Genomic DNA, 12,804 nt, shown 5'->3' on the forward strand with positions numbered 1-12,804 from the left:
GACCGGCTAGGGGATGCTGGCGGGTGCTCGCACGACCCGCCCGCCCAGGCGTTCGGTCACCTCGAAACCCTGCTCGCGGAACCAGCGCGCCAGGATCGGGACCGCCGAATCGTCGTCGCGGAACGTGGGGACCAGCTGCGCGACGATATGCATGCCGTGGGCGTCGGCGGTGCGGCACAGATGGCGCAGCGTCGCGGTGCCCAGGCCCATCCGGCGCAGCGGCGGAATCACATCGATGTGGTCGAGTTTGACGGTGCTGGCATAGATTTCGAACTGGACCGCGACCGGTCCCTGATCTCCGGCCAGCGTCGCCGGATCCGCCGGCACCGGGCGCACCTCGCCGGGCAGGTGCACGACGAGCCGGCGTCGCGCCTCGTCGTCGGGCGCCATGCGGACGGCCTGCACCACGCGATCGGTGATATCGCTGACGGCCGAGCGGTCACCGTCGGCGGCGAGCGGACGGATATCGGTGGTCCTGCGCGCTGTGTCGCGCAGGGTGCGCACCCAATGCGGATCGGCCTTGCCGTAGCGCTCGGCGAGCTGACCGATGGTGTGCTCGAGTCCGAAACAGCCGCCGAAGGTGCCGGTGTCGCCGCCCGACAGCACGCCCCACCGACGGTCGTCGGCCCCGACGCAATGTCGCGCCAGTTCGGCGCGGATCTCGTCGCGGCGGCGTTCGGCCTGATCGACCGCCGCGCCGGGCAGAATGCGCAGCCAGCGTTTCCATCCGTCGAGATTGGCGCGGATCCGGGTACCGGCGAGATCGGCGCAAGCCTGCTGGTAGTTGCTCCAGGCTTGCTCTCGTCGCTGGATCAGCTGCCGATCCGGGCGGGTGGGATCACCGTCCGCGGTCGGCGTGTTGTCGTCCATATTTATCTACGGTACGACGGAAGTGCAGGGTGGCAGGGGTGTTGGGAAATCGCCGGTGGTGTGTCGCCGACGCCGGGTGGCAGGCGGCGGAGGATGCCTCGGAGATTTACCGATCGATTGCGCCCGGCGTGTCGGCTCAGGACTCGGTGGGCACCTTGGTGCGCAGCGAACGCAACGACGCGGGCAGCAGCGGTTCTGCCGTCGTGGGCCGCGGTGCGGTGACGACATACAGGGCGACCAGCAGCACGCTCAGCCACACATAGGTGTCGCCGACCAGATGCTGCCACGGCGTCCAGGCCAGTTCGCGGTTGTTGTCGCCGGGTTCCCAGTTCTGCGGGCCGATGGTGAACACGACCGCGGTCGCGATGATGATCGCGTACCAGATCATCGCCGACCGGCGCGGCAGCCGAGTCGCGACGCCGACCGCGGCCAGCAGGCCCGGCGCGATCCAGACCCAGTGGTGCGACCACGAGATCGGCGAAACCAGCAGGGTGAAGACGGCGTTGAACGCCAGGGCCAGCGCCGGATCGGCGACCGCGCGCCGCATCGCCGCCACCACCAGCACCAGCAGCGCCAGACTCAGCAGCGCCCACAGGGCGGTGAAGGCCGGTTCGGGGACCTGGAAGCGTGACAGCACGCCCTGAATCGACTGATTGGTCCGGAAAGCCGACCCGCTGAGGCCCGAGACATTGCCCATCCCGCCGAACCAGTACTTCACCGATTCGTGCGGCATCAGGGCGAACGCGATGCCGGTGGCGACGGCACCGGTGATCGCCGCGGTGAGCGCCGAGCGGTAGTCGCGTCGAACCAGGAAATAGAGGACGAAGGCGGCCGGGGTCAGTTTGATCGCCGCGGCGATGCCGACCAGGACGCCGCGCGGCCAGCGGGTGCGTTTGGGCAGGCAGTCGGCGGCGACCAGCACCATCAGCAGCAGATTGACCTGCCCGAAATCCAGTGTCGAATGCACCGGTTCCAGCAGCATGCCCAGCGGAATCGCGCAGGCGCTGGCCCACAGCACCACCTCGGTGCCGCCGCTGCCCCAGACCCGGCGGGCGACCAGATAGAGCGTGATCGCCAGCGCCAGCGTGGAAACCACGAAGAAACTGATCGCCGCGGCATTCCACGGCAGCAGTGCGAAGGGGCCGAGCGCCACCGCGGCGAAGGGCGGATAGATGAACGGCAGACTGATCCCGAGCGTGGTTTTCGGCAGACTGCCGTACATATCGGCGCCGTCCCACATCGCCTGCACGCCCAGGCGATACACCTGGAGGTCGATGAATTCGCGCTTGATCGGCTGCAGGGGCCAGCTGGGCCGCAACAGCCAGAACACGCTCAGGGCGACCAGCAGTACCGGAACCAGCCATACGAGCCGACCGATGCGGTGGGCTCCCGGCATGCGAGGTCCCGACAGCGGCCGGGCGGATGTGGAGACGCTAACCATCCGGGACGAGGTTACCGACTGCGGGCGCCGGAGCGAAGCTGGGGGCGAATTTCCACCGGAGGCACCCGATAGCATGAATTCGCTATGACGACTCTGCCCGAGCAGCCGGGAGACCGCTCGGCCGAGGCCCCGCTGCTGCTGACGAACGCTCCGCCGCGCACCCTGTCGTTCGGTGATCAGGCCGCGTTCTGGGCCAACCTGGGCGTGAGCCTGATCGGCTTCACCGGAGCCTTCTACGTGCTGCAACCGGCCGGCCATCCCCAGTTGCCGGTCACGGCGGCGGTCCTCGCCACCGCGGTGGGAACCGTGCTGGGCACCGCGATGGTGGCGGCCGCCGGCGCGGTGGGCGCGCGCACCGGCGCGCCGGCGATGGCGAACTTCCGCGGACTGTTCGGCACCCGGCTGTCGTATGTGCCGACCGTGGCCAACATCGTGCAGTGCATCGGGTGGGGTGTGTTCGAGCTGACCGTGATCGCGGGCGGGGTCGCGGCGCTCACTCACGGGAATCTGCCGCACGGTGCGGTGATCGTCGGGGCCGGTGCGTTGTGTACGGCGATGGCGATCTGGCCGTTGAACGTGCTGCGCATTCTGCGCAAGTACGTGACGGTCGCGGTGGCGGTGGCCATGGGCTGGTTCACGATTCAGTTCCTGCGCCAACCGCTGCCGCCGGTGACCGGCACGTCGTGGAGCGGATTCTTCCCCGGCGTCGATACCGCGCTGGCGGTGGCGGTGTCGTTCGTCCCGCTGGCCGCCGACTACACCCGCCACGCCCGCGGCGCTCGCGCCGCTACCGGGGCCACGATGGCCGGCTATTCGATCGCGCAGACCTGGTGCTATCTGCTCGGCATCGTCGCGCTACTGCAGGCCGGCGGTGATCCGGACCGGATCTTCGACACCTTCCTCGGCGTCGCGGCCGGATGGCTGTTCTTCGCGGTGCTCGTGCTGCGGGAATCGGATCAGTCGTTCGCCAATGTGTATTCCACCGCGATGTCGCTGCAGAATCTGCTGCCGCGGGTGGATCGGCGCTTCCTGGCCGCAGCGGTGGGTGCGCTCGCGACCGTGCTGGCGCTGGGGGTGCACGACTTCACCGGTTTCTCGAATTTCCTGCTGCTGATCGGATCGGTGTTCGTCCCGCTGTGCGCGGTGCTGGTGGTCGACTTCTTCCTCGGTCGCGGCCGTCGTGGGTGGGATCTGTCCGAGAACGCTCCCGCCCGTCCGCTCCTGCTGGTGCCGTGGCTGCTGGGCTTCGTCGTGTACCAGGTGCTCAATCCGGGATCGGTGGATTGGTGGGCGCGGATCTGGCTGCGGGTGCAGGACCTCGTCGGTGTGCATCCCGGCTGGTGGTCCTCCGCCTCGCTGTACTCGTTCCTGGCCGCGGCCGCCTGCACCGGTGTGCTGGCCCGTCTCGAACGGCTGCCCGCCCGGGCCGAGCCGGAGCGGACGTCCTGAGCCGGGCGGGAGACGAGTCCGCGGAGACGGGCGATCAGGTCTTCGCGATGGGCGAAAGTGGGTCGGCCGCACCGGCATTCTCCCCGCTGACTCCCGGCGAGCTGGGAGATCTGTTCGCCGAGCCCGGCGCGACACCCGTGATCGAATGGCGCAGCCGGCGGCCGTTGTCGTCCACGGCCCGGGTGCGGCTGGGTGACGGAACGCGAGTCGTGGTGAAGCGGATGCCTTCGGCGCTGCGCGATCCCGGGACCCTCGCCCCCGAACACGCCTTCATGAATCATCTTCGAGCACAAGGCATTCCGATTCCTCGCGTGCGGGCGACCGAGCGCGGCGAGTTCACCTACGAAATCCAGGAACTCGGGGCAGGCGAGGACCGGTACCGCGACGACTTCTCGTGGAGCCCCTATCACTCGGCCGCCGATGCGGCCGCGGCCGGAGCGATGCTCGCGCGCCTGCACCTCGCCGCGGTGGGATTCGAGGCACCGGAGCGCCCGCCGCATCCGTTGCTGGCCGGGCTGTGCACTGATCCGGTCGCGGCCGTCGACTGCTACGTCGCCGCCCGCCCGGAGGTCGGCCGATTCCTGGCCGCCGAGCCACACCCGGACGCGGGGCGGTCGCAGGCCGGACCGCCGGTGGATCTACCGGGCGCGACGGATGCCCCCGCATCCGAACTCGCCGCCGCGGTCGCGACGTTGCCCCCGCTGTGGACGCACAACGATTGGCACGGCACGAATCTGCTCTGGTCGGACGGCGGGGTCACCGCCGTCCTGGATTTCGGCCTGGCGAACCGGACCGTGGCCGTCTTCGATCTCGCCACCGCGATCGAACGCTTCGCTGTCGACTGGCTCTCGATCGCCGCGGGCGGCCCGGCCCGGGTGCAGGCCGGGCAACTGGGCGCGTTCCTGCGGGGTTACTGCGAGATCAGGCCGCTGCATCGGGTGGAGCGCGAGGTCCTGTCCGACCTCTTCCCGCTCGTGCACATCGTCTACGAATTGTCCGAAATCGATTACTTCCTCACGATTCCGCCTCGTCGGCAGGTGCGCAATGCCCGGATCGCTTACCGTAACTACTTTCTCGGTCGCTCGGTTTGGGCCGCATCGGCCGAGGGCAAGGCCTTCACGACCATGTTGCGACGACTGACTGCCGAGTGCTGTTAGGTTGCTGTCTGCGGGTCACGGGGGATCGGTGACAACGGAGGAGACGGGTGTGGCTGAGCCGACGCCAACGCAGAACACGGCCGGATCGGTGCCGAACCCCCGGTGGGGTGGTCTGCTGCGAACCAAATCGGTCGAACAATCGATCCGGGATACCGATGAACCCCATTCCAAACTCCGCAAGGATCTGACCGCCTGGGATCTGACCGTCTTCGGTGTCGCCGTGGTGGTCGGCGCGGGCATCTTCACGCTGACCGCGCGCACGGCCGGCAATGTGGCGGGGCCGTCGGTCTCGCTGGCCTTCGTCTTCGCCGCCGTCGCCTGTGGACTCACCGCCCTGTGCTACGCCGAATTCGCCTCCACCGTCCCCGTCGCGGGCAGTGCCTACACCTTCTCGTACGCGACCTTCGGCGAGCTGGCGGCGTGGATCATCGGCTGGGACCTGATCCTCGAATTCGCCCTCGCCGCATCGGTTGTCGCGAAGGGATGGTCGCAGTATCTGGGTGAGGTGATGGGCTCGCGCTCGCCGATCGTGCATTTCGGGTCGGTCGAATTCGATTGGGGCGCGGCCCTGTTGATCGTCATCCTGATGGTGCTGCTCGTAATCGGTACCAAGGTGTCGTCGCGGGTGTCTGCGATCGCGGTCGCGATCAAACTGTCGGTGATCGCTGTGGTGATCGTGGTGGGGCTGGCCTATTTCGAGCCGTCGAATCTGAAGCCCTACATTCCGCCGTCTCAGCCCAGCAGTACCGGGGAGGGCCTGCACCAGACGCTGTTCCAATGGCTGACCGGCGCCGGTGACAGCAACTTCGGGTGGTACGGACTGCTGGCCGCGGCCAGCCTGGTGTTCTTCGCGTTCATCGGATTCGATGTCGTGGCCACCACCGCGGAGGAGACGAAGAATCCACAGCGCAATGTGCCGCGCGGAATCCTTGGCTCGCTGTTGATCTGCACCATCCTGTATGTGGCCGTGACGCTGGTGCTGACCGGCATGGTGCCCTACACCGAGCTCGCCGGCAACGACGCCACCCTCGCCACCGCGTTCAAACTGCACGGGGTCACCTGGGCCAAGAACATCATCTCCGTCGGCGCGCTGGCCGGTCTGACCACCGTGGTGATGGTGCTGTATCTGGGCCAAACCCGCGTGTTGTTCGCGATGTCGCGCGATGGCCTGCTCCCGCGTCGCCTGGCCCGGACCGGGCGCTTCGGCACTCCGGCTGCGCTCACCATCGGCGTGGGCACGGTCTGTGCCGTGCTGGCCGGATTCGTGCAGTTCGGCACGCTCGAGGAAATGGTGAACATCGGCACGCTGTTCGCATTCGTGCTGGTGTCGGTCGGTGTGATCATCCTGCGGCGCACCCGCCCCGATCTGCCGCGCGGATTCCGGGTGCCGCTGGTGCCGCTGATCCCGATTCTCGGTGTGCTGGCGTGCCTGTGGCTGATGTTGAATCTGTCGGTGGAGACCTGGCTGCGATTCCTGATCTGGATGGTGATCGGGTTGGTCGTCTATTTCACCTACGGTGTGCGGCATTCGGTGCTGCGCTCGACACCGATCTCCGACACTCCCGCGGCGGCGTCCGAAGGCCGAGCTACCGAGGGCCGAGCTACCGAAGGCTGAGTTTCCGGGGGCTGGTCATCCGGAGGCTGGGCACCCGCAGACGCCGCGAAGGCGAGGGCGCGGGCTCGATCGAGCTGGTCGATCACCACCTCCCAGGCGGGGTGCCCGGCATCCGGCGCGTCCAGCAGATCGCGATGGATACGCAGCAGCGTGCGGGTGGCCTCGGCGGTATGCGCGGCCGCCTGCAGCGCGGGGGCCGACGGCACGGTGGTGAAGTGCAGTCCCGCGATCCGATGGGCGAGCCAGTACGCCTCGAAATGCGCCTGGGCGCAATGCTCCTCGCGTTGTTCCCGATCGTCGGTGGCGTAGGTCGCGGTACCCGGCCCGGCGGCGCGGGCCCGTTCCTCGAGTGCGGTGAGATCGGGAGCGCCGGTCAGGGAGTGGCGTAGGTCATCGCCCATCATCCGGTACAGCAAACCGGCGAGCAGGGCGTGTTCGACCGCTGCCGAATCGGTTCCGGACATTTCCGAAATACGGGCTTGCTCGGCGGCTTCGTCGGTATCGGCGCGGAGCACCGCCAGCGCGGCCCGCAATTGCGCAGTGGTAGCCATCGCGAGACAGGCTACCTCCTAGCAAACGTTTTGCCCATACCGTCCGGCGAATGATCCGCGAGGTCCGCCACCGGCGGTCCCTCCGCGTCCCGATACGTGCGCGCGACCAGCGCGGCGCGCAGATACCAGAGGCCGCTCGGCTGCGAGGGATCCAGTCCGGTGAGCTGACCGATCCGTTTGAGCCGATAGTCGACGGTATTGGTGTGCACCTGCAACTGCCTGGCGGTGCGGCGGCGGGACAGGCCCGTGGCCATGTGCCGCCGCAGGGTCTCCAGCAGATCCGGGTGGTCGTCGAGCGGATCCAGCAGTGTCCCCAGCCGTTCCAAACCCGGTCCGGGACGGGTCAATTGATATTCCATCGCCAGATCCGCGAAGCGGTACAGCCCGGGCGGGCTCGCCAGCCGCAGCACGGTGTCGAGCAGTTCGTGCACGCGGTCGGCGGCCGCGGAGATCTCCTCGGTGGGCGTCGCGAGCGCGGTGGCGGTGAGCCCGACCTGCGCCGCCTCGGACAGTTCGGCGATCAGCTCGTCGAGTTCGTCCTCGCCGAACATCGCCTCCGGGACCAGGATCGTGCCGCCGTCCACGCTGAGCAACGACAGCACCCGCCCGCCGCTGCGATTGGCCAGTGCGGTCTGCAACCGGCGCAGTTTGCGGCGCGCCACCACTTTCCCGTCCACGTTGGGATGGGATTCGTCGGGGTGCGGCGGAATGCTCATCGCCACCACGACATACGCGGGTTCGATCTCGATCCCGCTCGCCCGGGCCATCGTCGAGGTGGGGTGCCCGGCCAGCAGCGCCGAGACCAGCGTGTGCACCGCGGTGTGGTGTTCGGTGACCGCGGCCTGATGTTCGCGCACATAGGCGAGTGCGACCGCGGGGGTGATGGTGTCGAGAATCCGCAGCAGCAGCTGCGCCGGATTCTCGGGCCGCTGCTTCGGATCGGTCTGGGTGAGCAGCAGATCGAAGGCCAGCCGGAATCCCTCGTGCACCGCGTGGTGGACGGTATCGATCGGAATGCCCTCGCGTGCCCAGTTCGCGGCCGCGCGCTGCAGGCGCCCGACCTTCTCGTCCGGCTGCCGGCCCTCGAGGATGTCGACGGTCAGTTCCAGGCAGACCCTGGTCACCGCGGTGATGTCGCCGTGCAGGGCGTCGCCGGGCAGTGTGGAGCACGGGGCCACATGTTCGGCGAAATGCCCGACCAGTTGGCGGGAGAGCACCCGGACGTCGTGGCGGGGGCGGGCGTTCATCGTCGTACTACCTTCTCACTGCTCAGGAGGTGACCGGCCGGGCGGGCGCCGGACGCAATCGATGGGCGACCAGCGCCGCGGACAGCAATCGCGATCCGTTCGGATCGCTCGGGTCGACGCCGGTGAGTTTTTCTATGCGGCGCAGCCGATAGCTGAAAGTGTTGGGGTGGATGTGGATTTCGGCGGCGGCGGCCTTGCGGTCGGAGCCGTGGCGCAGATGCGCGTCGAGCGTCTCCATGAGATGCGGCGTCCGGCGCAGCGGTTCGATCCGTTCGGCCAGCCGGTCACGAGCCACCCCGGGCCGCGTGAGCTGATATTCCAGCAGCAGATCGTCGAGTCGGTACATCCCGGTCGGCCGCCCCGACATGCGTGCCAGCTGGGCCACCTCCGCGGCCTGATTCGCCGCTTCCGGCACGGATTCGCGCCTGATACACGGGGTTTCGGCGACGAGGACATCGGCGCCGAACTGTTCGGCGAGTTCGGTGGCCAACTCCGCGCCGGCGCTCTCCGGCCACTCGCGAACGCCGGGGAGCAGCACGACCGCGGTGTCCCCGTCGAAGGTGTGCAGCGCGGTCGGTCCCGCCACCCGATCCAGAACGCGCTGCAGGATGCGGATGCGGCGGCGGACAACGAGATTCGCGGCCGCGACGGGCTGCGGTTCGGTGCGCACCTGGACGGCCAGCACCGAATACCGTTCGGCCAGCGCGGTATCGGCGCGCGCCGCCTGCTCCTCGGCGGGCTGTCCGCCCACCAGCGCCGCGCACAGGGCGCGCTTGGCCTCCCGTTCCGGATGGTAGATCGAGTGTTCGACCGCCGCATAACCCTCGACCGTGATCAGGTTGATGTGCATGAGCAATTCGAGTGTGCGCGAACCGAACTCGATCAGCTGGTCGACATCCGCGGGCTTACTCAGCGCCACCGCCTCCTGCAGTACCTGCTGCGCGGAGCGGTGGACCGCCTCCATCAGCAGCGGCAACGGCAGCCGATCCTCCGCATGCCGCTCGATCACCGGTTGCACGAAGGCGGCGACCTCGTCACGGGTGAATTCCCGCTGCTGCGCCATGGCGTGCAGGAAGGCGTGCGCGCATCCGTAGATGGCCGGAAGCACCTCGACGAAATGGTCCGCGGGCAAGTCGGCGGCCGATGCGGAAGTACCCAGGCCGGAGGCCAGGACGCGTTCGGCGAACTGCGGCAGGCGCTCGAGGATGCGCACGGCGAGACTCGAGGGTGCGGAATTCACGGCAACCGGCATGCGCCGATTGTCGCGGGCCACATGGATTGCGGCAAGAGGTCGCGGCGCCGCGACCGGAATTCGTTTCCGGCGACAAATCCCGCCACCGGATCTGTGTATCCGAGTGCAGTGACTTTCCCGCCGCTGCCGATGAGGCTGAATGTGGGCCGCCGAAAACGATTTCCGGTGTGCCGGCAGGGAAGGTAGCAATGAAGCTTCGACATCGAATCCCGGCGCTCGCCGCGCTGATCTGCGCGGCCGTCATCGGTTCCGGAACCGCGACCGCGGCGCCGCCGGACACCCCGGAAACGCAGCTGGCCGATCTGATCGCCGCGGGTCTGCATCCCGCCGCGGACGGCGATGTGCCGCAGCCGATCCTGGACACCGGCAGCAGTTCCGGTTCCGGCGGCCGGGTCGGCAGCCACGCGAGCGAAGCGGTGGGGGAAGGTCCCGAAATGACCTCCTACCTGGCCGCATTCGGATACGGGCTCACGCATCCGGATGCCGCCCCGCCGGGCGCGAATCGCTGGGATTGTGTGCCGAGCGCCGACCATCCGAAGCCGATCGTGCTGGTGCACGGCACCTGGCTCAACGCCTACGACAGTTTCGCTTATATGGCGCCGAAACTCGCGCGGGCGGGCTTTTGTATTTTCGCTTTCAATTACGGACGGTCCGGTCTTCTCGACGGCGGTGGTCTCGGTGCGGTACTTCCCGGACGTTATGCGGTCGGGCCGATCGAGGATTCGGCGCGGCAACTGGCCGCCTTCGTCGACCGGGTTCGGGCTACCACACATTCCGATCGCGTCGACATCGTCGCGCATTCCCAGGGGGCGCCGGTAGCCGATCAATATCTGAAATTCGACGGCGGCGCCGAAAAGGTCGGACAGCTGGTCAGTTTCGGCGGCACCCATCACGGAACGACATTGCTGGGCATGGCCACACTGGGGCGGATCATCACGAATCTGGGTATCGATATCCTCGGCTTCTACCGTCCGCTGGTCGGCCCCGCGAATATTCAGCAGGCCGTCGGCTCGCCGTTTCTGAACCAGCTCAACCTCGCCGGCGACACCGTGCCCGGCGTGGCGTACACCGTGGTGGCCTCCCGCTACGACGAGGTGATGAATCCGGTGGAACTGGCACTGCTGCGTGCCGGTCCGGATGCCACGGTCGACGACATCACCCTGCAGGACGGCTGCGAACAGGATCTGTCCGATCACCTGACGATGATGTATTCCCCGCGGGCGCTCTCGATCGCGCTGCACGCGCTCGATCCGCAGCGGTATCCGACACTGAGCTGCAGCTTCAACCCGTGGCTGGTCGGCGGCGGGGGTGGATTGTGAGCGGCCGGCGGCCGCAGCCGCCGCGCCCGGACGCCGACCCCTTCCATCGGGCTCCGGAAGGTTTCGAGGCGCGGCCGGCGGGCGCCATCCTGCGCAGCCGGGTCGTGGAGCTGGCGGCCTTCGGTGTCGTGCCACTGCGAATGTCGGCCTGGCAGCTGCTCTATCGCACGAGCGATCTGAACGGGACGGCCGAGGCGGCGGTGACCACGGTGCTGCTGCCCCGGGACTGTGCGCCCGGGCGGCCGCTGGTCTCCTTCCACTGTGCGATCGATGCCGTTGCACCGCAGTGCTTTCCGTCCTACGCGCTGCGGCGCGGCGCCCGGGCGATCGGAGCGATTCCGCAGCTCGAACTTCCCTTGATCGCGGCGGCGCTGGATCGGGGGTGGGTGGTCTCGGTGCCCGACCACGGCGGTAGTGAGGGCCGCTTCGGGGTGGCGCGGGAGCCGGGACACCGCGCGCTGGACGGTATCCGGGCGACGCTGAATTTCGTTCCGCTGGGCTTGAATTCGGGCACACCGATCGCCCTGTGGGGATACTCCGGCGGCGGCCTCGCCACCGCCTGGGCCGCCGAGCTCGCGGAAACCCATGCGCCCGAACTGAATATCGTCGGCGCCGTGGCCGGCTCACCGGTCGGGGATCCCGGGGCGGCGTTCGAGCGCCTGAACGGCACGGTATTCGCCGGATTCGCCATGGTCTTCACGGCGGGGCTGCGTCGTGGCTATCCGGATCTGGATACCGCGCTGCGGGCGGCGCTGCAGCCTCGTTATCTGGCGATGCTGGCCGAAGCCGAAGTGTCGGCGACCTTTCCGCTGCTGGCCCGGCTCGCCCGCCGCGACGTCGGGCGCTACGCCGCGGGCGGACTGCCCGGTCTGCTGGATACCGCGGCACTGCGCACGGTTCTCGCCGATATCCTCCCCGGCCGCCGGGCGCCGCGCATGCCCATGCTGATCGTGCAGGGTGTCCACGACGAGGTGATCGCCGTCGACGACGTCGATGCCCTCGTGCGGCGCTACGAAGCGGCCGGGGCGGATATCGGCTATCTGCGCGACCGGCTCAGCGCGCATCTGCCGCTGGAATTCCTGGCCATTCCGGTGATGGTCGACTGGCTCGCCGACCGGTTCGCCGGACGTCCGACGACTCCCGGGACGCGCACGGTGTGGTCGATCGCGGGGACCCGGCGCGCGCTGGCGGGGCACCGGCGACTGGCCGCGTTGAGCGTGCGGCTGCTGACCGGGCGTCCGATCCGGGGTGCGGCTCCGGTCGACGCGGCCGAGGGTGTCGAGGTCGGTGCGGCTCGCTCCCGGCCCGGCTCGGTCGCGCGGAGCGGCCGGTCGCGACCATGATCGTCGGCGGACCGGTCAGTTGACCTGGAACCGCAGGTAGCGGCCGCTTTCGCGAATGCGGTGTGTCCGGCTGCGGGCGAGGCGGCCGGTGCGGTTCAATTGGATCTGTTTGACGAGTTGTCACTGCATGCTCTGCGCTCCAACCGGCATCACCTCAGTACCGGCATCACCTCAGCATCCGAGAGGACAACGAACGTGAGCATGGTTCTCGCCGTACACGATATGTACACCACCGTGCTGGCTCAGGTCGGCAACCCCACGCCGGAAACTCCGCCGGCCGCGGACAAACTGCTGAAGCTGGTCCGCTACTTCACCTGGTTCGTCCTGCTGTCCGGCGTCACCGCCATCACCTACGGTGGCGGCCGCTTCGCCTGGGAGAAGTGGAACGGCGGCGGGCTGGAGTCGCCGAAGATGGTGGCCGGCGCGATGATCGGCGGTGGCGTCGCGACCAGTGCGGGCACCATCATGAACGCCGTCATCGGCAGCTGACCGCCCCCACCCACGCGGGCGTGCCGGATAGCCGGCACACCCGCATGCGTGTGTTTTCCGAGCTCGTCCGC

11 protein-coding genes are annotated in these 12,804 nt (G+C 68.5%); 6 read left to right on the plus strand and 5 right to left on the minus strand.

The features are described 5' to 3' along the window. Positions 1-6: 6 nt before the first annotated feature. Both ACPCUW_RS03580 and ACPCUW_RS03585 read right to left on the minus strand, forming a co-directional pair. Positions 7-870, minus strand: a complete 864-nt coding sequence (locus ACPCUW_RS03580; RefSeq protein ID WP_423423655.1) for a hypothetical protein — start codon at positions 868-870, stop codon at positions 7-9. 136 nt (positions 871-1,006) lie between these two features. Continuing rightward, a complete protein-coding gene (locus ACPCUW_RS03585; RefSeq protein WP_081879853.1) occupies positions 1,007-2,311 on the minus strand; it encodes a glycosyltransferase 87 family protein in 1,305 nt (434 codons plus the stop codon). Positions 2,312-2,395: 84 nt separating this feature from the next. Between ACPCUW_RS03585 and ACPCUW_RS03590 the strand changes: the two genes are divergently transcribed. From ACPCUW_RS03590 to ACPCUW_RS03600, 3 genes are all read left to right on the plus strand, one after another. Next, positions 2,396-3,760 (plus strand): purine-cytosine permease family protein, encoded by a 1,365-nt coding sequence (locus ACPCUW_RS03590; RefSeq protein ID WP_104406734.1) that lies wholly within the window; start codon positions 2,396-2,398, stop codon positions 3,758-3,760. A gap of 47 nt (positions 3,761-3,807) precedes the next feature. Next, positions 3,808-4,917 (plus strand): phosphotransferase enzyme family protein, encoded by a 1,110-nt coding sequence (locus ACPCUW_RS03595; protein WP_423423656.1) that lies wholly within the window; start codon positions 3,808-3,810, stop codon positions 4,915-4,917. A gap of 88 nt (positions 4,918-5,005) precedes the next feature. After that, positions 5,006-6,532: an amino acid permease gene (locus ACPCUW_RS03600; protein WP_063009474.1), complete on the plus strand. Its 1,527-nt coding sequence runs from the start codon at positions 5,006-5,008 to the stop codon at positions 6,530-6,532. Here the strand turns inward: ACPCUW_RS03600 and ACPCUW_RS03605 are convergent. From ACPCUW_RS03605 to ACPCUW_RS03615, 3 genes are read right to left on the minus strand one after another with little or no spacing between them, the layout of a single operon-like run. Continuing rightward, complete coding sequence (locus ACPCUW_RS03605; protein ID WP_423423657.1) at positions 6,430-7,083, minus strand: hypothetical protein; 654 nt, start codon at positions 7,081-7,083, stop codon at positions 6,430-6,432. The two genes, ACPCUW_RS03600 and ACPCUW_RS03605, sit on opposite strands and share 103 nt — an antisense overlap. Before the next feature lie 11 nt (positions 7,084-7,094). Then, the gene (locus ACPCUW_RS03610; RefSeq protein WP_063009409.1) at positions 7,095-8,330 is read right to left on the minus strand and encodes a PucR family transcriptional regulator; all 1,236 of its coding nucleotides are present in this window, start codon (positions 8,328-8,330) and stop codon (positions 7,095-7,097) included. A 22-nt stretch (positions 8,331-8,352) separates the two neighbouring features. Continuing rightward, positions 8,353-9,582 (minus strand): PucR family transcriptional regulator, encoded by a 1,230-nt coding sequence (locus tag ACPCUW_RS03615; protein WP_423423658.1) that lies wholly within the window; start codon positions 9,580-9,582, stop codon positions 8,353-8,355. Between the two features lie 188 nt (positions 9,583-9,770). Here ACPCUW_RS03615 and ACPCUW_RS03620 point away from each other — a divergent pair, with 188 nt between their 5' ends. The 3 genes from ACPCUW_RS03620 (at position 9,771) to ACPCUW_RS03630 (ending at position 12,733) form a co-directional block, all read left to right on the plus strand. Next, positions 9,771-10,901 carry an esterase/lipase family protein gene (locus ACPCUW_RS03620; protein ID WP_305779210.1) on the plus strand — a complete coding sequence of 377 codons (1,131 nt, stop codon included), beginning with the start codon at positions 9,771-9,773 and terminating at the stop codon, positions 10,899-10,901. After that, positions 10,898-12,244, plus strand: coding sequence for a lipase family protein (locus ACPCUW_RS03625; RefSeq protein WP_423423659.1), 1,347 nt, complete (start codon positions 10,898-10,900; stop codon positions 12,242-12,244). The genes ACPCUW_RS03620 and ACPCUW_RS03625 overlap by 4 nt, the downstream gene beginning before the upstream one ends. 201 nt (positions 12,245-12,445) lie before the next feature. Next, positions 12,446-12,733, plus strand: coding sequence for a hypothetical protein (locus ACPCUW_RS03630; protein ID WP_030518181.1), 288 nt, complete (start codon positions 12,446-12,448; stop codon positions 12,731-12,733). Positions 12,734-12,804 lie beyond the last annotated feature (71 nt).

The organism is Nocardia sp. AB354 (assembly GCF_049538315.1).
Taxonomy (GTDB): Bacteria; Actinomycetota; Actinomycetes; order Mycobacteriales; family Mycobacteriaceae; genus Nocardia; species Nocardia nova.